This window comes from Streptomyces yongxingensis (assembly GCF_055597465.1).
In genome coordinates this window covers 8,276,499-8,296,417 of the sequence record NZ_CM145717.1, presented here as the reverse complement: position 1 = coordinate 8,296,417, position 19,919 = coordinate 8,276,499, and the positions used below count along the sequence as shown (strand labels likewise).

The 19,919-nt window shown below is 70.7% G+C and carries 19 protein-coding genes; 10 read left to right on the top strand and 9 right to left on the bottom strand.

What is annotated here, in order from left to right; translation table 11 throughout:
• The first annotated feature begins 107 nt into the window (after positions 1-107).
• Positions 108-1,340, top strand: a complete 1,233-nt coding sequence (gene serB / locus ACZ6TD_RS35630) for a phosphoserine phosphatase SerB (protein WP_471344726.1) — start codon at positions 108-110, stop codon at positions 1,338-1,340.
• Positions 1,341-1,523: 183 nt separating this feature from the next.
• Here the strand turns inward: serB and ACZ6TD_RS35625 are convergent, their stop codons facing one another.
• The 4 genes from ACZ6TD_RS35625 to ACZ6TD_RS35610 all read right to left on the bottom strand — a co-directional run bounded on the left by ACZ6TD_RS35625 (position 1,524) and on the right by ACZ6TD_RS35610 (position 4,073).
• Positions 1,524-2,042, bottom strand: a complete 519-nt coding sequence (locus ACZ6TD_RS35625; protein WP_471344725.1) for a SixA phosphatase family protein — start codon at positions 2,040-2,042, stop codon at positions 1,524-1,526.
• 115 nt (positions 2,043-2,157) lie between these two features.
• The gene (locus tag ACZ6TD_RS35620) at positions 2,158-2,376 is read right to left on the bottom strand and encodes a hypothetical protein (protein ID WP_198271108.1); all 219 of its coding nucleotides are present in this window, start codon (positions 2,374-2,376) and stop codon (positions 2,158-2,160) included.
• Positions 2,377-2,527: 151 nt separating this feature from the next.
• Entirely contained in the window at positions 2,528-2,644 is a 117-nt protein-coding gene (locus ACZ6TD_RS35615; RefSeq protein WP_251983317.1) for an SGM_5486 family transporter-associated protein, read from the bottom strand.
• Positions 2,645-2,759: 115 nt separating this feature from the next.
• A complete protein-coding gene (locus tag ACZ6TD_RS35610; protein ID WP_471344723.1) occupies positions 2,760-4,073 on the bottom strand; it encodes a CynX/NimT family MFS transporter in 1,314 nt (437 codons plus the stop codon).
• A gap of 140 nt (positions 4,074-4,213) precedes the next feature.
• Between ACZ6TD_RS35610 and ACZ6TD_RS35605 the strand changes: the two genes are divergently transcribed.
• The gene (locus ACZ6TD_RS35605; RefSeq protein WP_470005012.1) at positions 4,214-4,888 is read left to right on the top strand and encodes a FadR/GntR family transcriptional regulator; all 675 of its coding nucleotides are present in this window, start codon (positions 4,214-4,216) and stop codon (positions 4,886-4,888) included.
• Between the two features lie 56 nt (positions 4,889-4,944).
• Here ACZ6TD_RS35605 and ACZ6TD_RS35600 read toward each other — a convergent pair whose 3' ends face one another.
• From ACZ6TD_RS35600 to ACZ6TD_RS35585, 4 genes are all read right to left on the bottom strand, one after another.
• Positions 4,945-5,268: a hypothetical protein gene (locus ACZ6TD_RS35600; RefSeq protein WP_471344721.1), complete on the bottom strand. Its 324-nt coding sequence runs from the start codon at positions 5,266-5,268 to the stop codon at positions 4,945-4,947.
• A 286-nt stretch (positions 5,269-5,554) separates the two neighbouring features.
• Positions 5,555-6,325 carry an enoyl-ACP reductase FabI gene (gene fabI / locus ACZ6TD_RS35595; RefSeq protein WP_471344719.1) on the bottom strand — a complete coding sequence of 257 codons (771 nt, stop codon included), beginning with the start codon at positions 6,323-6,325 and terminating at the stop codon, positions 5,555-5,557.
• A 5-nt stretch (positions 6,326-6,330) separates the two neighbouring features.
• On the bottom strand, positions 6,331-7,035 hold the full coding sequence (gene fabG, locus ACZ6TD_RS35590) for a 3-oxoacyl-[acyl-carrier-protein] reductase (RefSeq protein ID WP_137977391.1): 705 nt from the start codon (positions 7,033-7,035) through the stop codon (positions 6,331-6,333).
• A 217-nt stretch (positions 7,036-7,252) separates the two neighbouring features.
• Positions 7,253-8,122, bottom strand: a complete 870-nt coding sequence (locus ACZ6TD_RS35585) for a 4Fe-4S domain-containing protein (protein WP_471344718.1) — start codon at positions 8,120-8,122, stop codon at positions 7,253-7,255.
• A 237-nt stretch (positions 8,123-8,359) separates the two neighbouring features.
• Between ACZ6TD_RS35585 and ACZ6TD_RS35580 the strand changes: the two genes are divergently transcribed.
• The 7 genes from ACZ6TD_RS35580 to tyrS all read left to right on the top strand — a co-directional run bounded on the left by ACZ6TD_RS35580 (position 8,360) and on the right by tyrS (position 18,689).
• On the top strand, positions 8,360-8,782 hold the full coding sequence (locus tag ACZ6TD_RS35580; protein ID WP_471344716.1) for an SseB family protein: 423 nt from the start codon (positions 8,360-8,362) through the stop codon (positions 8,780-8,782).
• A gap of 2 nt (positions 8,783-8,784) precedes the next feature.
• Positions 8,785-9,306 (top strand): hypothetical protein, encoded by a 522-nt coding sequence (locus ACZ6TD_RS35575; RefSeq protein WP_471344715.1) that lies wholly within the window; start codon positions 8,785-8,787, stop codon positions 9,304-9,306.
• A complete protein-coding gene (locus tag ACZ6TD_RS35570) occupies positions 9,306-13,814 on the top strand; it encodes a putative T7SS-secreted protein (protein ID WP_471344713.1) in 4,509 nt (1,502 codons plus the stop codon). The genes ACZ6TD_RS35575 and ACZ6TD_RS35570 overlap by 1 nt, the downstream gene beginning before the upstream one ends.
• Positions 13,815-13,847: 33 nt before the next feature.
• On the top strand, positions 13,848-14,051 hold the full coding sequence (locus tag ACZ6TD_RS35565) for a bacteriocin immunity protein (RefSeq protein WP_471344712.1): 204 nt from the start codon (positions 13,848-13,850) through the stop codon (positions 14,049-14,051).
• A 193-nt stretch (positions 14,052-14,244) separates the two neighbouring features.
• Positions 14,245-15,798, top strand: a complete 1,554-nt coding sequence (locus ACZ6TD_RS35560) for a TldD/PmbA family protein (RefSeq protein ID WP_471344711.1) — start codon at positions 14,245-14,247, stop codon at positions 15,796-15,798.
• Positions 15,795-17,189 (top strand): metallopeptidase TldD-related protein, encoded by a 1,395-nt coding sequence (locus ACZ6TD_RS35555; RefSeq protein ID WP_471344709.1) that lies wholly within the window; start codon positions 15,795-15,797, stop codon positions 17,187-17,189. The genes ACZ6TD_RS35560 and ACZ6TD_RS35555 overlap by 4 nt, the downstream gene beginning before the upstream one ends.
• 84 nt (positions 17,190-17,273) lie before the next feature.
• Complete coding sequence (tyrS, locus tag ACZ6TD_RS35550; RefSeq protein WP_471344707.1) at positions 17,274-18,689, top strand: tyrosine--tRNA ligase; 1,416 nt, start codon at positions 17,274-17,276, stop codon at positions 18,687-18,689.
• 160 nt (positions 18,690-18,849) lie between these two features.
• Here the strand turns inward: tyrS and ACZ6TD_RS35545 are convergent, their stop codons facing one another.
• The gene (locus ACZ6TD_RS35545; protein ID WP_471344706.1) at positions 18,850-19,134 is read right to left on the bottom strand and encodes a GlsB/YeaQ/YmgE family stress response membrane protein; all 285 of its coding nucleotides are present in this window, start codon (positions 19,132-19,134) and stop codon (positions 18,850-18,852) included.
• Between the two features lie 216 nt (positions 19,135-19,350).
• On the opposite strand from ACZ6TD_RS35545, the gene ACZ6TD_RS35540 reads away from it, so the two are divergent.
• The gene (locus ACZ6TD_RS35540; RefSeq protein WP_471358326.1) at positions 19,351-19,740 is read left to right on the top strand and encodes a DUF3099 domain-containing protein; all 390 of its coding nucleotides are present in this window, start codon (positions 19,351-19,353) and stop codon (positions 19,738-19,740) included.
• Positions 19,741-19,919: the final 179 nt, after the last annotated feature.

The following is a 19,919-nucleotide window of genomic DNA, read 5'->3' as shown; positions in this document are numbered from 1 at the left end:
GGGGTGACATCACGGCGACCGGGACATGAACGTATCCCCTCGGCCGGCCGTCCACGGTGCGGGCTGCCGCGCGCATCGCGGAGGCGGCCGGATACGGTGGGAAGACCATGAGCGCATCGCGGATCCCCCCTGTCGCCACCGTCCCGGACGATGACGTCCCCACCCTCCTTGTCAAGATCTTCGGCAAGGACCGCCCCGGTATCACCGCCGGGCTCTGCGACACCCTCGCCGCCTACGGCGTCCACATAGTCGACATAGAGCAGGTCGTCACCCGGGGCCGCATCGTGCTGTGCGTCCTGGTCACGGCGCCCAAGGCCGACGGGGCGGAGGGTGATCTGCGGGCCACCGTGCACGGCTGGGCGGAGTCGATGCGGCTCCAGGCCGAGATCATCTCCGGCCGGGGCGACAACCGGCCGCGTGGCACGGGCCGGTCGCATGTCACCGTGCTGGGGAATCCGCTGACCGCCGAGTCGACGGCCGCCATCGCCTCCCGGATCACCGGCACCGGCGGCAATATCGACCGGATCTTCCGGCTGGCGAAGTACCCGGTGACGGCCGTGGAGTTCGAGGTGTCCGGCGCCGAGACGGAGCCGCTGCGCACCGCCCTGGCCACCGAGGCCGCCGACATCGGCGTCGATGTGGCCGTGGTCGCGTCGGGGCTGCAGCGCCGGGCGCAGCGGCTGGTGGTCATGGATGTGGACTCCACCCTGATCCAGGACGAGGTGATCGAGCTCTTCGCCGCGCATGCCGGGTGTCAGGCCGAGGTCGCCGAGGTCACGGCCCGGGCGATGCGCGGTGAGCTGGACTTCGAGCAGTCGCTGCACGCGCGGGTCGCGTTGCTGGCGGGGATCGACGAGTCCGTGGTGGAGAAGGTGCGCGCCGAGGTCCGGCTCACCCCCGGCGCCCGTACGCTGATCCGCACGCTGAAGCGGCTCGGCTATCAGGTGGGCGTGGTCTCCGGCGGCTTTACGCAGGTCACCGACGACCTCAAGGAGCGTCTTGGCCTGGACTTCGCCTCCGCCAACACCCTGGAGGTCGTGGACGGCAAGCTGACCGGCCGGGTGATCGGCGAGGTGGTGGACCGGGCGGGCAAGGCCCGGCTGCTGCGTCGCTTCGCGGCCGAGGCGGGGGTGCCGCTGGTGCAGACGGTCGCGATCGGCGACGGGGCGAACGACCTGGACATGCTGAACGCGGCGGGGCTGGGGGTCGCCTTCAACGCCAAGCCGGTGGTCCGGGAGGCCGCGCACACCGCCGTGAACGTGCCGTTCCTGGACGCCGTGCTGTATCTGCTGGGCGTGACCCGCGAAGAGGTCGAGGCGGCGGACGCGCACGTGGACTGACGAGCCCGGCCCGGAACGCGCACCGGCCCCCGCTCCCCCGTACGACTACGACGACGGCGGAGCGGGGGCCGGTGCGTTGGGACCTGGGGTCACGCCCGGGGCGGCCCGCCCGGCGGATCAGCCGGGGCGGCTCAGCCGGGGCTGGAGACCGGGCGGCTCAGCCGGGATCAGGGCCCCGGCGGCTCACTCGTGGGGCGCCCAGAAGCTGGTCAGCCGCCCGCAGCCGACCTCGACCGACTTCCACGAGCCGCTGAACGTCACGACCGCGAACGCGGAGGTGGGGAAGGCTCCGCGGTCCATGCGCTCCTTGGCGCCCTCGTCGGCCTCGCCCGCCAGCGCGTCGGCGAGACCGTGCATCCCGGGGTTGTGACCGACGACCAGCAGGTCGGTGATGTCGTCCGAAGTCTCGTTGATCACCTCGATGAGCTGACCGACCGGGGCGTCGTACAGCCGCTCCTCGTAGACGGTCTTGGGGCGCTGCGGCAGCTCGTGGACCACCAGCTTCCAGGTCTCACGGGTGCGCAGTGCGGTGGAGCAGAGGGTGAGTTCGGGGGTGAGACCGGCCTCCGCGATCCGGCGCCCGGCGAGCGGGGCGTCATTGCGGCCGCGCTCCGCGAGCGGGCGCTCATGGTCGGCCACCTGGGGCCAGTCGGCCTTGGCGTGTCGAAGGAGGACAATCCTGCGGGGCACATCGACGCTCATGCGTCCCAGCTTCGCATGAATCGGTGCACGAGGCGCAGGGTGTTGGAACGACCTCGTCAAACGTGAGCACACCCGCGATATGGCGGACACAACTGATCGCCACCGCCTACGGTGGTCACGGTGCCGCCTCTCCGAAGGTCCGCCGCACCAACTCCACGACCTGCGAGACCGGCCCGGAGCCGCCGCTGTCGGCGTGGGCGTCGGTGGGTCCGGTCAGCAGGAGCAGCAGCGCCGCGAAGGCCACGGCCGGGAGGGCGACGGCCCACCACGGCAGCCGGGTGTCCATGCCGCTGTCCACCGGGTGCGCGGGCCGGGTACGGGTGCGGGCGGACATGGGATCGCCTCCGGGGTCGCCGAACGTGTCGATGGTTCGACGGTACGGAGCGGGCGGGGCGTCTCCCATCCGGTGAGCCACCCAGTTACCCCTGAGCCCTGCCCCCTAGGGGATGGTGGGGCCGGCCCCACCATCCGGCCGGCACACCAGGTCAGGGCGAGGCGATGGTGGCGATCACGCCGATGATCACGGTGATGCCCAGCATCACGCCGAAGATGACGAGGAGCTTCTTCTGGCCGTTCGGGGGGTTCTCATCGAGCACTGGCATGGCACCAGTGTCCCATCCCCGGTGCGCGAGACCGCTCAGCCCTCGCCCTCGGCCGACATCGCGCTCGTCAGGCTTGGTCCTCGTCAAGCTTCGTCCTCGTCAGGCTCTGTGCTCGTCAGGCTTCGTCCTCGAGGTGGCGGTCGCGTCCGGCCAGTACGCCCGCGACGATCTGCGGCACCATGAACCCGGCCATCAGCGCGAGCGGCTGCCCCCAGCCGCCGCTGTGCTGGTAGAGCACGCCGACCAGCAGCGGGCCCGGGATGGACAGCAGATAGCCGACGCTCTGCGCGAAGGCCGACAGCCGGACGACGCCCGCGTTGGTCCTCGTCCGCATGCCGATCATGGTGAGGGCGAGCGGGAAGGCGCAGTTGGCGATGCCGAGCAGCACGGCCCACGCCCAGGCGCCCTCGGCCGGGGCCAGCCACAGCCCGGCGTAACCCGTGAGCCCGAAGACGCCGAGGATGACGACCAGGACGCCCTGGTGCCGCAGCCGGGCGGCGATCCGCGGCAGGACGAAGGCGAGCGGCACGCCCATCGCCATCATCACGGCCAGCAGCAGACCCGAGGTGGAGGCGGAGACCCCCGCGTCCCGGAAGATCTGCGGCATCCAGCCCATGGAGATGTACGCGGCGGTGGCCTGGAAGCCGAAGAAGACGGCCATCGCCCAGGCGAGGGGGGAGCGGGTGATGCGCATCGCGGGGGCGTCGGCCGGGGCCGCGGCAGTCTCGGCCGGGGCAGGCGCGTCCCTCTCCGTACCGCCCGCCCCCGGGCCGCTCGCACCGGCGCGGGCGAGGAACAGCCAGGGCACCAGCGCCACCGCGGCGAGCAGCGCCCACGCGCCGAGTCCGGTCCGCCAGGAGCCGCCCAGTGCGTCGGTCATCGGCACGGTGGCCGCCGCGGCGGCGGCCGTGCCCAGCGACAGGCCCATCGAGTACAGCCCGGTCATCGAGCCGACCCGGTCCGGGAACCAGCGCTTGACGATCACCGGCATCAGGATGTTGCTCACCGCGATCCCGGCCAGGGCGAGCGCGCTGGCGGCCAGGAAGACCACGGTCCCGCCGGCGAAGGGGCGCAGCAGCAGACCGGTGGCGATGGCGGCGAGCCCGGCGCAGACGATGGCCCCCGGCCCCCAGCGCCGGGCCAGCCGGGGCGCGGTGAGCCCGAAGAGCGCGAAGCAGGCCGCGGGCACGGAGGTGAGCACTCCGGCGACGGTGCCGCTCATCCCGAGGTCGTCGCGGACCTCCTCGAGCAGCGGACCGAGGCTGGTGACGGCGGGGCGGAGATTGAGCGCGGCGAGCATGAGCCCTGCCGCCATGACGCGGCCGCGCCAGGGCGAGGCCGGGCGGCGCGGTCCTCCGTGTTCCGCCGGGCGGGGCGCGGAGGCAGTGGTCTCGTGCGTCGCGAGGTCGTCGGACGGGGGCGTATGCATGCCGACCATCATAGAATCATGGGATGAATGCCCGTCCAGTGGATAGCGACCACCCGGTAACGGCCGGACGGCATCATGGAAGGGTCGTCCGCTTGCCCACCTCGGGCCGCATCCCTATCTGCCGCACGCACAGGAGAGTCATGCCGCTGACCTCGCCCCGGCGCTCCGCCCTCGCCGACCAGGTGATCGCCCAGTTGCGCGCCCAGATCACCTCGGGCGAGTGGCCGGTGGGCTCGCGGATTCCGACCGAGCCCGAGCTGGTCGAGCAGCTCGGGGTCGCGCGCAACACCGTACGGGAGGCCGTGCGCGCCCTCGCGCACAACGGGCTGCTGGACATCCGCCAGGGCTCGGGCACGTACGTCCTGGCGACCAGCGAGCTGGCCGGGGTGATGCACCGCCGCTTCGCCGGCGCCGACCCCCGTCATGTGGCCGAGCTGCGCAGCGCCCTGGAGACCAAGGCGGCCCATCTGGCCGCGGAGCGCCGCACCGAACAGGACCTCAAGCAGCTCGACGCCCAGCTGGACCGGCGCGAGCGGGCCTGGGAGGCGGGCGACCCGGACGCCTTCGTCGAGGCGGACGCCACCTTGCACATGGCGGTCGTGGCCGCCGCGCACAACGATGTGCTGGCCGAGCTGTACGCGGACCTGGGCGCGGTCGTACGGGACTTCCTGCGCGCGGACGTCGACAGCGGGATGGGCCCGGACACGTATGTGGACCACGGACGGCTGGTGGAGGCGATCCGGGAGGGGGACGGGGAGCGGGCGGCGGCCGAGGCCAGCACCCACCCGTTCGGCTGCCGTTTCCGGGGCCGCTGAGCGAGGTCGACCGGCAGATCGGGCCACGGGCGGACGCATGCGTGACAGCCCCGCGCTCAGCGGTGGCTCACCCACGCCTTCCGTATCTCCTTCCAGCAGCGTTCGGCGAGCCGCACATACTGCGCCGGGCCGACCTGCACCGGGCGGGCGTCCATGTCCGGATCCCACCAGCGGGCGCATTCGACATGCAGCTGCACCCGGTCGGCGCCCGGATTGGGGTTGAAGCAGTTGGCGGTGGCGTGCGAGCCGCGCACCGTGGTGCTGCAGGCGGCCTCGCGCGGCCGGGGCCGGTCCTGCGCGGCGGAGTTGGAGGCGGCGATGATCAGACCCACCGTGGCGACGAGCAGCACCGCGGCCGCGACACGGCGGGTCGTACGCATGCGGGACCTCCTCGGCCGTGCCGCTGGCGCCGGCGCTCCGGTGAGTCGGTTCGACGTGACAGGCGTATCGGGGGCTCGGGAGTATCGGGCGTATCAGGCGTTACGGGGTGTATGACTCCACAGTGCGCGTGCCCGCCACCCGTACGCGCGTCCTGCTCCCCCGAACGGGTGAACGCGAACACGGAACGGCCGCCGCCCGGACCCGCGGTGCGCGGGAGCGGGACGGCGGCCGTCACGTGGAAACGCCGTGGGCGCGGCCGTGGGCTCAGGTACCCGTCATGTGCACTCAGGCACCCATCATGTGCACACCGCCGTCGACATGCACGATCTCGCCCGTGGTGCGCGGGAACCAGTCGGACAGCAGGGCCACGACGCCGCGGCCGGCCGGCTCCGGGTCGGTCAGGTCCCAGCCGATCGGGGCCCGGTGGTTCCACACGTCCGCGAGATCCTCGAAGCCGGGGATGGACTTCGCGGCCATGGACTTGATGGGCCCGGCGGAGACCAGGTTGCAGCGCACGTTCTTCTCGCCCAGGTCACGGGCGAGGTAGCGGTTGGTGGACTCCAACGCGGCCTTGGCCACGCCCATCCAGTCGTACTTCGGCCAGGCGAACTGCGCGTCGAAGGTCAGGCCGACGATCGAGCCGCCGCGCGGCATGACCGGCAGGCACGCCATGGTGAGCGCCTTGAGGGAGTAGGCCGAGACGTGCACGGCCGTGCCGACGTCCTCCCAGGTGCCCTCGAGGAAGTTGAACGCGCCCTGCGGGCCGAAGGCGATGGAGTGCACCACGCCGTCGAGGTCGACGCCCTCGCCCAGGTGCTCGCGCACCTTGTCGGCCAGGCCGTCCAGCTGCTCCTGGTTCTGCACGTCCAGCTCGATGACCGGGGCGGGCTTGGGCAGCCGCTTGGCGATCCGCTCGACGAGGGAGACCCGGCCGAAGCCGGTGAGGATGACCTCGGCGCCCTCCTCCTGGGCCAGCTTGGCGGCGTGGAAGGCGATGGACGCCTCGGTGATGACGCCCGTGACCAGGATGCGCTTACCGGCGAGAATTCCACTCATGACGTTCAGTGACCCATGCCCAATCCGCCGTCGACGGGGATGACGGCTCCAGTGATGTACGCGGCCTCGTCGGAGGCCAGGAAGCGGACCGAGGCGGCGATCTCCTCGGGCTGCGCGTAACGCGCGAGCGGTACCTGCTTCACGATGTTCTCGCGCTGGTCGTCGCTGAGCGCGCGCGTCATGTCCGTGTCGACGAAACCGGGCGCGACCACATTGACGGTGATGTTGCGCGAGCCCAGCTCACGGGCGAGGGAGCGGGCGAAGCCGACCAGGCCCGCCTTGGACGCGGCGTAGTTCGCCTGACCGGCCGAACCCATCAGCCCGACGACCGACGAGATCAGCACCACGCGCCCCTTACGGGCCCGCAGCATCCCCCGGTTGGCCCGCTTGACCACGCGGAACGTGCCGGTGAGGTTGGTCTCGAGGACGGCGGCGAAGTCCTCCTCGGTCATCCGCATCAGCAGCTGGTCGCGGGTGACCCCGGCGTTGGCCACCAGGACCTCCACCGTGCCGTGCTTCTCCTCGATCTCCTTGTACGCCTGCTCGACCTGCTCCGGCTCGGTGATGTCGCACTTGACCGCGAGGAAGCCGGCCGGCGGCTCACCGGACCGGTAGGTGATGGCGACCTTGTCGCCAGCGTCGGCGAAGGCACGGGCGATGGCGAGGCCGATGCCGCGGTTGCCTCCGGTGACGAGAACCGAGCGGCTCAAGGGACCACCTTCTCTTGTCGATCTCTGTCGATTTTCGTACGGGACGTCACGGCGCGTGCCGACCCCTACCCTCGCAAACTATCGGTCCCCGGCCCTCGAGGAGGAATCGGGCACCCACAGGGGCGTGTGCTCCTCCCTGTCGACTTCCTACAGAAACCCAGTGGTCACCGACCTCCACCGGACTCCGGCTCGGCCCCTCCCCCACCCGGCCGCTCCCTCACCACCGGACGGCCGTGAAGTCGATCGGCCGGGGCCGCAGCAGCCCCGTGCGCTCCGCCAGCGCCCGCAACCGCCGGGGCATCTCGTCGGCGTCCAGATGACACCGGTCCCCGTGGCCCGGCAGGACCCACTCGCAACGCAGCCGTCCGGCCACCCTCGTCAGCGAGGCGGCCAGCTCCTCGATGGAGTGCCAGGTCACGCTCTCCGCCACGGCCAGATCTCCGAGCGCGCGCGACCAGTAGAAGCTGTCACCGCTGAAGCAGTACCGGTCGTCCGCGAGGTAGAGCACACTGCCCCGGGTGTGGCCCGGCAGCGGATGGGCCGTGACCCCCGGGCCGATCTCCACGGGCTCCAGGCCCCGGATCACCTGGTCCGCGTCGGGCGCCGCGTCCAGGTCGCCCTCGTGGATCCACAACCGGGCACCGAAGTGGTCCGCGTAGCGACGGCCGTGTGCGGCGTGGTCGCGGTGGGTCAGCAGCACATCGGTGACGGGGCCCGAGGCCGCGTAACGCCCGGCCAGCTCCCGGCTCCAGCGCGGTGTGTCGATCATCATCGCCGTGCCGGACGGCCGCGGCAGCAGATAGGAGTTGGCCCCGGCGGTGTGCTGGGAGTTGTGGCCGCAGATCAGCACACCGTCGTCCAGCGCCATGGGGAACGGGTCGAGCGCCCGGTCCGGCTGCCCGGACACCGGGCGGATCGAGCGGGTGGGGCAGGCGAAGACGGCCGCGTGCAGGCGCCGCGTCTCCGCCTCGTCGCGCGGCTGACGCACGACCTCCGACCGCCCGCCGACCTCGCTGATCAGCTCGGGTGCGAACTGCCGGGCGACATCGCAGTTGGTACAGCGGTCGTCCACGTACCAGTCATCCATGACCGGGCTCCTTCCGGGAATGCGGCCCTCGCCTGGACCGCCCTTCCAGGGATAGCCAGCCACGGACAAAACCGGTAGACCCTGCCGATCTTGCACTTCCGGTCCCCGATCTCTCTCACGGCCCGTGCATCTGTTGACTGGATTGGTTCAGACCTTTAGGTTCGCCGCCCTTTTCCATCACGCCCAGTCGCGTGGCGGTCACCAGTGGTGTCAGTCGCCTGTGCGAAGATGGCCCGCATGTTTGGGGGAGGGGACAGCAGACCGCCTGGTCAGGCGGGCAAACAGACGCTGGCGGACCTCGTCCGCCAGGAGACCGCCGCGCGGATGACGGAGCGGGAGAAGTGGGCGGCGCTGCGGAATGCGCGGCTGTACTTCCAGCGCCCGGAGGAGCCGGGCTTCCTGGTCTCGGAGACCGCGGAAGGCGGCCCGCTCGTACCGGTCTTCACCTCGCTCGAAGGGTTCGCGCGCTTCGCGGGGGCGTGCGGATGGGCGTCCACGACCGTCGAGGACGTGGTGGGCCTGCTGCCCGAGGGCGTACGGGCGCTGGTGGATCCGCTGGGCGAGCACCCCTTCCTGCTGGACGCGCGGACACTGCGCGACGCGGACGGAGAACCGGAAGCGGAAGGCCAGGAAGCACACGGCCACGAGGAGGGGGGCTGAGCGTGGCGGATCCTGATGCCCGGAATGCGAACCGCGCCCCCAGCGAGGGCGGCGAACACGGCAAGTACGGCGGCACCGAGGGTGCCGACGGCTACAAGATCGAGATCGCGTCGGTGAAGGGCCTGATCGCCCCGCTGGAGGAGTCGGTCATCGGGGCCCGGGCCGTGAAGAACGGCCAGGAGAAGCTGACGGCCCATCTCCAGCACTGCGGCGCCCCCGAAATCCTGGAATCGGGCAAGGGATTCCTCAGGGCGTGGGGCTTCGGCATGGGTGAGCTGGCCGATCACGCGGACGCGGTGGTGGAGCGGCTGTACGAGGCGATAGCCGGGTACATGCTGGCGGACCTGATGCGGATCAAGGACTTCTGGCCCTCGGACGAGAACATGGCCAAGCTCCCCTCGGGCGCGGCGGGCAAGTGGTCCTGGGAGCACGTGGGCGCGCCGGAGATGGAGAAGCGCCCGGAGGATACGGCGCTGTCGAAGTTCGCGCGCACATTGCAGAGCGAGTACGGGGACGAGTCCTGATGGGCGATCCGGACGCGGGGCGGGCCCCGCAGTTACGGATACCGGCGGACGCCGGGCCCAAGGATCTGATCCCCGGCAATCCGGACGACATCGACGACCTGGTGCTGGAGCTGCGCGCGTACGCGGGTGCCTTCCAGGACGGCAAGGACAAGCTGCGGCCGCTGGAGCTGGCGGACTGGTCGGGAAAGGGCGCGAGCGAGTTCCGGAAGGCGGTCGACCGGCTGCCGAAGGAACTGACCTCGGGCCACGACCAGTTCACCCATGCGGCGAGCGCGCTGGCGGCGTACGCCACCAAGCTGCGGTCGGTGCAGAAGCGCTGTGAGCCGATCATCGAGGACGCGGACGCGGCGCGGGCGGCCTCCAAGGCGCACCACAAGAAGGTCGAGTCGTACAACGACGCGGTGAAGCGCGGCGACGAGCAGTTGCCGGAGAAGCCTTCCGAGACCGATCCGGGCATCGCCGCGATGGAGGGGTGTGTCGGTCGGCTGGACAAGCTGATCGAGGAGTTGCAGCTGGTCGTCGACGCGTCGAAGAAGAAGATCGACAAGGCGGCGGAGAAGGCCCCGGACAAGCCGAGCAATTGGCGGAAGGCCGGGGACAGCCTCAAGGACGGGCTGTGGAAGGTCCACCACGGCATCCTGGGCGTGGCCGAGCTCCCCGCCTCGCTCCTCGAGGGCGACGCCCAGGGCTTCGCGATGCAGCTGGCCGGCATGGTGGACGGCGCGGCGTACGCGGCCCAGCACCCCAAGGAGTTCGCGAAGGCGGTCACCAACTGGGACATGTGGTCCAAGGACCCGCTGCGCGCGGCGGGCGAGATGACCCCGTCGCTGCTGCTCGCGCTGGCCACGGGCGGCGCGAGCGCGCTGCGCAAGGGGCTCCAGACGGGCAGGACCGCCGCCCAGCGGCTGGCGGCCCGCAAGAAGGCCCTGGGCCGGGACGGCGAGGCGTCCGGGCGGGCGGACAGCGAGGGCACGCACGACCGCCACACCCACGACAGGGACTGCGAGGACGACCCGGTCGACGTCGCGACCGGCGAGATGGTCATGTCGGCCACGGATGTGTCCCTGCCCGGGGCGCTCCCCCTGGTCCTGGAGCGCACCTTCGTCTCCGGCCACACCTGCGGCGGCTGGTTCGGCCGCACCTGGGCGGCCACGCTCGACCAGCGGCTGGAACTGGACGCGGACGGGATCGTGTTCGTCACGGCCGACGGCATGGTGCTGCGCTACGGGGTGCCGACGCCCGGGGAGGACACGTTTCCGGCGCGGGGCCCGCGCTGGCCGCTGCGCTGGGACGGCGCGGCGGGCGGCACGATGCGGATCGAGATACCGGAGCGGGGGCGCACCCTGCGCTTCGACCCGCTGGGCGGCCTGGGTGGCAACGAGCTCCCCCTGACGGTGATCGAGGACCGCAACGGCCGGTCCATCACCTTCAGCTACGACGAGGACGGCACCCCGCGCGAGGTGGCGCACTCCGGCGGGTACCGCATCGCGATCGACACCGATCCGGAGCTGATGCGCGTCACCGGGCTGCGCCTGCTGGGCGTGGGTGACGCCGAGGGAGGGACCGCGCTGGTCTCCTTCGGCTACAACGGCGTGGGCGACCTGACCGAGGTCTTCAACTCCGCCGGCCAGCCGATGCGGTTCACCTACGACGACCAGCACCGCGTCACGTCCTGGACCGACCGCAACGGCACCAGCTTCGGGTACGTCTATGACCACCGGGGCCGGGTGCTGCGCACCATCGGCTCGGACGACATGATGACCGGCCGCTTCCACTACGACGAGGCGTCCCGCACCACCGTCTACACGGATTCGCTCGGCCACCGCGTCACGTATGTCTTCGACGAGGCGTACCGGGCGGTGGCCCGCACCGATGCCCTGGGCCACACCACCCGCACCGAATGGGACCCGGAGACGCGCCGCCTGCCGCTGTCGGTGACGGACCCGCTGGGCCACACCACCCGCTACGCGTACGACGACTCCGGCAACCTGATACGCGTCGACCGCCCGGACGGCACGGTGGCCACGGCCACGTACGACGCGTACGGCCGGCCGCTGGAGGTCCGGGAGCCGGACGGTGCCGTGTGGCGCCACGTCTACGACGACCGGGGCAACCGGGTCCGGACGACGGACCCGATGGGCGCGGAGACGCACTACACGTATGACGAGTCGGGGAGCCTGACCTCGGTCACGGACGCGCTGGGCCACACCACGCATGTCGTATGCGACGCGGCGGGCCTGCCGATCGAGGTCACCGACGCGTTGGGCGACACGACCACGGTCCGCCGGGGCACCCATGGCCGCATCACCCGCGTCACCGACCCCCTGGGCCATGTCACCCGCCAAGGCTGGACCATCGAGGGCAAGCCCGCCTGGCGCATCCGGCCGGACGGCAGCCGCGAGACCTGGGCCTGGGACGCCGAGGGCAATCTCGTCGAACACACCGACCCGGCGGGCAACACCACCCGCCACACCCACACCCACTTCGACCTCCCGGCGACGCGGACCGACCCGGACGGGGCGAGGTACGCCTTCGAGTACGACACCGAACTGCGCCTGACCGGGGTCACGAACCCGCAGGGCCGGACGTGGACGTACACGTACGACGGGGCGGGGCGAGTCGTTTCGGAAACGGACTTCAACGGCCGCACGCTCAGCTACGAGCACGATGCGGCGGGCCGCCTGATATCCCGGGCGAACGGCGCGGGCGAAGCGCTGGCCTACACGCGTGACGCGCTGGGCCGTACGGTCGCCACGCGCACGGCGGACGGCACGGAGACGACGTTCGCGTACGACGCGGCGAGCCGTCTGACCCGGGCGGCGAACCCGGACACGGAACTGAGCCGCACGTATGACGCGCGGGGTCGGGTCCTGACGGAGACGGTGAGCGGTCGTACGACGTCGTACGCGTACGACGCGGCGGGCAACCGCACCGAGCGGAGCACGCCGAGCGGCCTGCGGTCGGCGTGGACGTATGACGCGACCGGCCGCCCGCTGTCCCTCACCACGGCGGACAATGCGCTGCACTTCGCGTACGACGCTGCGGGCCGCGAGACGACACGCAGGTTCGGCGACGATGTGACCCTGACGCAGGCGTGGGACGCGCTGGACCGTCTGACGACACAGGCCCTGACCCACGCTTCCGGCGCGGCGCGGCTCTTGCAGCACCGGGCGTACGCCTACCGCCCGGACGACCACCTCACCGAAATCCGCGAGCTGACCTCCGGGACCCGTCGCTTCGACCTCGACCCGGTCGGCCGCGTGACGGCGGTCCACGCCCACGGCTGGACCGAGACCTACGCCTACGACGCGGCGGGCAACCTGACGCACGCCACGGCCCCGGGCCATGAGTCGCCCGGCGACCGCGAGTTCACCGGCACGCTGATCCACCGCGCGGGCCGCACCACGTACGAACACGACGCCCAGGGCCGCCTCGTCCGCCGCACCCGCAAACTCCTGAACGGCCAGACCCGGACCTGGACCTACACCTGGAACGCGGAAGACCGCCTGACGGACGCGACAACGCCGGACGGCGAGCGGTGGCACTACACGTACGACCCGTTGGGCCGCCGCACGGCGAAACAACGCGTTGCGAAGGACGGCACGGCCGCCGACCGAATCGACTTCGCGTGGGACGGCACGAGGCTGGCCGAACAGACGGCGGCTGATGGCACGACGCTGACCTGGGACTACGCCCCAAACACCCACCGCCCCCTGTCCCAAACCGAGCACCACGGATCCGAGACCCGCTTCCACGCGATCATCACCGACCTGGTCGGCACCCCGACGGAACTGGTCACCCCTGACGGGGAATTGGCCTGGCAACACCGCACCACCCTCTGGGGCACCCCCCTCCCCGCCCCACCCGGCTCAGCCGACTGCCCCCTCCGCTTCCCCGGCCAATACGCCGACCCGGAAACCGGCCTCCACTACAACTACTTCCGCCACTACGACCCGGAAACGGCGCGGTACGCCTCAACCGACCCGCTGGGCCTCGAGCCTGCACCGCACCATCATCTTTATGCCGTCAACCCTGTTGAGTGGCTGGATCCTCTTGGGCTGCAATCATGCTTCGGATCTTCGAAAACAGCAACTGAGCTCAGGAACAGTCGAGGTGCCGTAACGGGAGGCTCGCGTCTCAGAGACGTTGACGGCGATTGGCTCAGAGGAAGTTCAGGAAACGCCGGAAGGATACCCGGCCAAGTCGCTCAAGCCCTCCAAGGAAGACACTTCGACAGCTTTGATAAATTCCGCGAGGCATTCTGGACCGAGGTGTCCAACGATCCTTCGCTAGCTTCGCAGTTCAGCCCTTCAAACCAGACTCTCATGTCGCAAGGGAAGGCGCCGTTTGTGGCAGACGATCAGAGCGTCGGCGGGAATAAGCGGTACGTCCTTCACCATGCGACTCCCATTCAACGCGGCGGTGGGGTGTACGACCTTGATAACATCATCGTGACCACGCCGCAGTACCACAGGGAAGTACTGGACCCTGGATATCACCAAGGCTAGTCAGGTTATCGGTCAGCACGAGAGAGAGGCCAAATGACACGAGATGAACTGATCAATCTGGTCGAGAGAATTATGGCTGGAGAGGGCACAGAAAGCGAGCACGACGACCTCGTTGCCCTCCTCGAAAGGAACGTCCCACATCCTCGAGTGCTGGGCCTGATTTACTATTCGGACCCACCGCTCACCGCAGAAGAGGTCGTTGATAAAGCGCTCGCTTATCGACCAATCGAACTGTGAAACCGGCTGACGTGTCAGCCGAGGTTGGTTCGGCATCGAGTTTGCCTAGTCGGTAGGCGACCTGAAGCAACGGGGTCCTCATCGCCGCCCGCTCGCGCCCCGGCCCCAAGGGCAATTACCGCGCCCCACCCCGCCCGTCATGGTTCACTGCGGACGGACACCACGCGACGTACACGACGAAGAGGAGCCGCCCGTGACGCACGAGATTGATCCGTCCTTCCTCGCGCTGCCGCTCAGGGCGCTCGCGGATGCGGCGCTCGCGCGCGCCCGCGCGCTCGGGGCCGGGCATGCGGACTTTCGGTTGGAGCGGGTGCGGAGCGCCGCATGGCGGTTGCGGGACGGCAGGACGGCCGGGGCATCCGACACCACCGATCTGGGGTATGCGGTGCGGGTGGTGCACGGCGGGGCGTGGGGGTTCGCGTCCGGGGTGGATCTGAGCATGGACGCCGCCGCGCGGGTGGCCTCGCAGGCGGTGGCGATGGCGAAGCTGTCGGCCAAGGTGATCGAGGCGGCGGGGTCCGACGAGCGCGTGGAGTTGGCGGACGAGCCGGTGCACGCCGACAAGACCTGGGTGTCCTCGTATGAGGTCAACCCGTTCGATGTGGCCGACTCCGACAAGACCGGACTGCTCGCCGAGTGGAGCGAGCGGCTGCTCGCGGCCGATGGGGTCGCGCACGCGGACGCGTCGCTGCTGACCGTGCAGGAGAACAAGTTCTACGCGGACACGGCGGGCACCACGACCACCCAGCAGCGGGTGCGCCTCCATCCGCAGCTGACCGCGGTCGCCGTGGACCCGGCGAGCGGGGAGTTCGACTCGATGCGCACCCTGGCTCCGCCGGTCGGGCGCGGCTGGGAGTATCTGACCGGCGGGCCCGGCGGACCCGGCGGGCCCGGCCCTGGCGGCTGGGACTGGGACGCGGAGCTGGCGGAGATCCCGGAACTGCTGGCCGAGAAGATGCGCGCGCCATCCGTCGAGCCCGGGTCGTACGACCTGGTGGTGGACCCGTCCAATCTGTGGCTGACCATCCACGAGTCGATCGGCCACGCCACCGAGCTGGACCGCGCGCTCGGCTACGAGGCGGCGTACGCGGGCACCTCCTTCGCCACCTTCGACCAGCTCGGAAAGTTGACGTACGGCTCCGAGGTCATGAACGTGACCGGGGACCGGACCGCCGAGCACGGGCTGGCCACCATCGGGTACGACGACGAGGGCGTGGCCGCCCAGTCCTGGGACCTGGTGAAGGGCGGCACCCTCGTCGGCTATCAGCTGGACCGCCGGATCGCCCGGCTGACCGGCTTCGAGCGGTCGAACGGCTGCGCCTTCGCCGATTCGCCGGGCCATGTGCCGGTGCAGCGGATGGCGAACGTATCCCTCCAGCCCGCCCCCGGCGGCCCCTCGACACAGGAGCTGATCGGGGATGTCGAGAACGGCCTGTACCTGGTCGGCGACCGCTCGTGGTCGATCGATATGCAGCGGTACAACTTCCAGTTCACGGCACAAAGGGCGTATCGCATCAGGAACGGCGCCCTCGCCGGGCAGGTGCGCGACTTCGCCTACCAGGCCACCACCACCGACTTCTGGGGTTCGATGACGGCCGTGGGCGGCCCGCGGACGTATGTCCTGGGCGGCGCCTTCAACTGCGGCAAGGCCCAGCCCGGACAGATCGCGGCGGTCTCGCACGGCTGCCCGTCGGCGCTGTTCCGCGGCGTCAACATCCTCAACACCACCCAGGAGGCCGGACGATGAGCGTGAAGCCCCATGAGATCGTCGAGCGCGCCCTGGAGCTGTCCCGCGCGGACGGCTGTGTGGTGATCGCCAACGAGACCTCGACGGCCAATCTGCGCTGGGCGGGCAACGCCCTGACGACCAATGGCGTCACCCGCGGCCGCACCCTGACCGTCGTGGCCACCGTGAACGGCGGGCAGGGCACCGCCTCGGGCGTGGTGTCCCGGTCCGCGGTCACCGCCGAGGAGCTGGAGCCGCTGGTCCGGGCCGCCGAGGCGGCCGCGCGGGAGGCGGAGCCGGCCGAGGACGCCCAGCCGCTGGTGGAGCGGGATCCGGGCGCGGCGGTCTCCCCCGGCTTCACCGACTCCCCCGCCGTGACCTCCTCCGAGGTGTTCGCCGACTTCGCCCCCGCCCTCGGCGAGTCCTTCGCCCGGGCCCGCGCGGGCGGCCGGGAGCTGTACGGATTCGCCCACCATGAGCTGGTCTCCAGCTATCTCGGCAGCTCCACCGGACTGCGGCTGCGCCATGACCAGCCCACCGGCACGCTGGAGGTCAACGCCAAGTCCCCGGACCGGACGCGTTCGGCCTGGGCCGGGCGGGCCACCCGCGACTTCACCGATGTGGACCCGGCCGCGATCGACGCCGAACTCGCCCAGCGGCTCGCCTGGGCCGAGCGCAGGATCGAGCTGCCGGCCGGCCGCTACGAGACGCTGCTGCCCCCGAGCGCCGTGGCCGATCTGCTGATCGACCAGTTGTGGTCGTCCTCGGCGCGGGACGCGGCGGAGGGCCGTACGGTCTTCAGCAAGCCGGGCGGTGGCACCCGGGTCGGCGAGAAGCTGTCCGAGCTGCCCTTCACGCTGCGCAGCGACCCGGCCGAGCCGGGTCTTGAGGCGGCGCCGTTCGTGATCGCGCACTCCTCCGGGGACGACGCGTCGGTCTTCGACAACGGTCTGCCGCTGTCCGCCACCGACTGGGTCCGTGACGGGGTGCTCCAGCAGTTGATCACCACCCGGCACACCTCCGCCCTCACCGGGCTGCCGCTCGCCCCCGCGGTCGACAACCTCATCGCGGACGCGGGCGGCACCCGCTCGCTGGAGGAGATGGTCGCCTCCACCGAGCGCGGGCTGCTGCTGACCTGCCTGTGGTACATCCGCGAGGTCGACCCGGCCACGCTGCTGCTCACCGGGCTGACCAGGGACGGCGTCTATCTCGTGGAGAACGGCGAGGTGGTCGGCGAGGTGAACAACTTCCGGTTCAACGAGTCGCCGGTGGACCTGCTCGCCCGCGCCACCGAGGCCGGGCGCACCGAGCGGACGCTGGCGCGGGAGTGGAGCGACTACTTCAACCGCGCCGCGGTGCCGCCGCTGCGCATTCCGGACTTCAATATGAGCTCGGTCAGCAAGGGGGTGTGAGGAGCCGAATAGACTGGTCCCCGCCCATCCGAAGCGACCGTTTCGAATCCCTCCATATCCGTTTCGTCTATCCCCAGGAACGCCATGACACGCCTCGGCGAATCCGTCGCCCGCGCCAGCGAGCTCCTCAGCCAGGACCTCTCCTCCGACAAGATCGTCGAGCGGCTGCTCGAGGAGACGGGCTCGCGGCGCTATATCGACCTGACGGACCTCTCGCCGACGGAGCAGGCCGAGCTGATCGCGTCCCGTACGGTCGAGATCCTGCCCGGCGTGGCGGAGCTGGCCAAGCGGATCGAGGAGCGCCGTGGCGCCGGCCAGGGCCTGGCCATCAAGCTGGGCATCGACCCGACGGCCGCCGATGTGCACCTCGGCCATGTGGTGCCGATGATCATCCTCAACCGCTTCCAGCGCATGGGGCATGACGTCACCCTGCTGATCGGCGACTTCACGGCCAAGATCGGCGACCCGTCGGGCCGTACGGCGGAGCGCCCGCCGCTGACCGACGAGGACATCGCCCGGAACCTCGCGGGCTACCAGGACCAGGTCCGCCCCTTCTTCGACTTCGAGAAGGTCAACTTCCGGCAGAACAGCGAGTGGCTGGCGCCGTACACCTTCCCGGAGCTGCTGGGGCTGCTCTCCCAGGTGCCGGTCTCCCAGCTGCTGCAGCGCGAGGACTTCCGCAACCGGCTGGCCGCCGGCTCCGGGCTGACCATGTCCGAACTGCTCTACCCGATCGCGCAGGCCCTCGACTCGGTGGCCCTGGAGTGCGATGTGGAGCTGGGGGGCGCGGACCAGCTGCTCAATCTGCAGATGGGCCGCAAGCTGATGGAGCTGCGCGGGCAGCGGCCGCAGCTGGTGGTCACGATGCCGCTGATCGAGGGCACGGACGGCACCGGCGCCAAGATGTCCAAGTCCAAGGGCAACTATGTGGCGCTCTCCGCGACCGCCGACGATGTCTTCGGCAAGATCATGTCGATTCCGGACCGGCTGATGAAGCCGTACCTGGAGGCATGGACCGAGTGGACGGACGCGGAGATCGCCACCGCGATCACCCGGGTCGAGGAGCGGTCACTGCACCCGATGGACCTGAAGAAGGTCCTGGCGGGCGAGGTCGTGGCGGCGCTGTACGGCCTCGAGAAGGCGATGGCGGCCCGCGCCGGCTTCGTCGCCCAGTTCTCCAAGAAGAGCTTCACCGACGTCGAGACGCCGGTGGTCGACGCCGGGGAGCACGGCACCGAGTCCATCGCGACCGTGCTGAGCAAGGTGCTGGAGTTCCAGCCCAGCGCCTCGGCCGCCCGCCGGGTCGCCAAGCAGAACGGTCTGCGGCTGGTGATCGAGACCGAGGGCGGCCAGGAGTCGGTGGTGCTGCCCGAGGCCCAGGCGGTGCGCCCGCTGGCCGAGGTGGTCGCGGAGACGCTGGCGTCCGCCGGGCTCACGGGGGCCTCCGGCGCGGTCTACCTCAAGGCCGGGCGGAAGATCGCCCAGGTGCGCGGGATGTAGTCCGCCCGCCCCACGGCGGGAGCCCCACCACGGGGCCCACAACCGTACGGAAGCGGCGGCCGGTGCGCGTCCACCACGCGCACCGGCCGCCGCCGTCGTCGTACCAGCCGTTGTACCGGCCGCCGCCGTCGCGCACCGGATCACACCGCCGTCGCGCCGCTCAGGTCGCCCTGCGTCTGCGTCCGCCACCGCGGATCGAGTGCCACAGCGGAGTGCCCAGGGCGACGATCGCTACGGCCCCCGCCAGCTGCAGCAGATGCCGGATCCAGTCGAAGCCTCCGGTGTGCCTGACCCCGATCCAGCCGGCCACCGCATTGCCCAGCATGCCGCCGAGGATGCCGTAGACGCAGGTCAGCCAGAGCGGAATGGCCTGTTTGCCGGGCAGGATCGCCCTGGCGATCACCCCAAGGATCAGACCCACGACGATCGCCCATAGCCAGTTCATGTCGCCTCCCTGACACGCGGCGAGGGGATGCACATCCCTTCCAGTGTTCGGCCACTTCGAGTACGGCGCACGCCGGAGGGCCGGTACGCACGACGGCGCACCCGGAGACGGCACCCATCAGGGTGCCCCGGTCTCGAACCGACAGCAGGTGCGGCGTAACGTTGAGTACGTCCCAGAGCGGGGGAAGCCCGCTCGGCCATCAGGTGGTGGAACGTGATGCGGAAGCACGGCGATACGGAGGTCTTCCGGATCACCGGAGCGCGGCAGGGGCTGGCCGACGACGTACGCGGCCGGCAGCGCCGCTATGTGATCTCGATGTCGGTCCGGACCGTCGCGGTCGTGCTGGCGGCGGTGTTGTGGAACGTGGAGCGCCATGTGGCCATCGTGGCCCTGGTACTCGGCGCAGTGCTGCCCTACATCGCGGTCGTGATAGCCAACGCGGGCCGGGAGAACGCCACTTCGCTGCCCACCACCTTCATCCCGACCCCGCCCCGTCCGATGCTGATCGCCGGGCGCGGAGAGCAGCCGAGCGACCCCCCTGGGGCGGAATCCGTCCCGGAGGACGTCGGACATATCAGCGAGCCTGGACGCGGTGAGCGTGGCTGACCTGCCGCGTTTCCGTAAGCTCAAGAAAACCTCAGATCAATAGTGCGGTACCGGTGCACCGGGCCCCATCCCTCGTGACATACTGCGTACGCGCTCCGCATCCCCCGTCGGAGCGACGGACCGACGCCGGGCGGCTCCCCCCGTGGCTGCCCGGCGTCGTCATGTCCGGCGTGCATTTC

Bases quoted from the DNA above. Each gene is read 5' to 3' on its own strand.
- serB (WP_471344726.1), top strand. From the start codon at position 108: ATGAGCGCATCGCGGATCCCCCCTGTCGCCACCGTCCCGGACGATGAC.
- ACZ6TD_RS35625 (WP_471344725.1), bottom strand. From the start codon at position 2,042: ATGAGCGTCGATGTGCCCCGCAGGATTGTCCTCCTTCGACACGCCAAG.
- ACZ6TD_RS35620 (WP_198271108.1), bottom strand. From the start codon at position 2,376: ATGTCCGCCCGCACCCGTACCCGGCCCGCGCACCCGGTGGACAGCGGC.
- ACZ6TD_RS35615 (WP_251983317.1), bottom strand. From the start codon at position 2,644: ATGCCAGTGCTCGATGAGAACCCCCCGAACGGCCAGAAGAAGCTCCTC.
- ACZ6TD_RS35610 (WP_471344723.1), bottom strand. From the start codon at position 4,073: ATGCATACGCCCCCGTCCGACGACCTCGCGACGCACGAGACCACTGCC.
- ACZ6TD_RS35605 (WP_470005012.1), top strand. From the start codon at position 4,214: ATGCCGCTGACCTCGCCCCGGCGCTCCGCCCTCGCCGACCAGGTGATC.
- ACZ6TD_RS35600 (WP_471344721.1), bottom strand. From the start codon at position 5,268: ATGCGTACGACCCGCCGTGTCGCGGCCGCGGTGCTGCTCGTCGCCACG.
- fabI (WP_471344719.1), bottom strand. From the start codon at position 6,325: ATGAGTGGAATTCTCGCCGGTAAGCGCATCCTGGTCACGGGCGTCATC.
- ACZ6TD_RS35585 (WP_471344718.1), bottom strand. From the start codon at position 8,122: ATGGATGACTGGTACGTGGACGACCGCTGTACCAACTGCGATGTCGCC.
- ACZ6TD_RS35580 (WP_471344716.1), top strand. From the start codon at position 8,360: ATGTTTGGGGGAGGGGACAGCAGACCGCCTGGTCAGGCGGGCAAACAG.
- ACZ6TD_RS35570 (WP_471344713.1), top strand. From the start codon at position 9,306: ATGGGCGATCCGGACGCGGGGCGGGCCCCGCAGTTACGGATACCGGCG.
- ACZ6TD_RS35565 (WP_471344712.1), top strand. From the start codon at position 13,848: ATGACACGAGATGAACTGATCAATCTGGTCGAGAGAATTATGGCTGGA.
- ACZ6TD_RS35555 (WP_471344709.1), top strand. From the start codon at position 15,795: ATGAGCGTGAAGCCCCATGAGATCGTCGAGCGCGCCCTGGAGCTGTCC.
- tyrS (WP_471344707.1), top strand. From the start codon at position 17,274: ATGACACGCCTCGGCGAATCCGTCGCCCGCGCCAGCGAGCTCCTCAGC.
- ACZ6TD_RS35545 (WP_471344706.1), bottom strand. From the start codon at position 19,134: ATGAACTGGCTATGGGCGATCGTCGTGGGTCTGATCCTTGGGGTGATC.
- ACZ6TD_RS35540 (WP_471358326.1), top strand. From the start codon at position 19,351: ATGCGGAAGCACGGCGATACGGAGGTCTTCCGGATCACCGGAGCGCGG.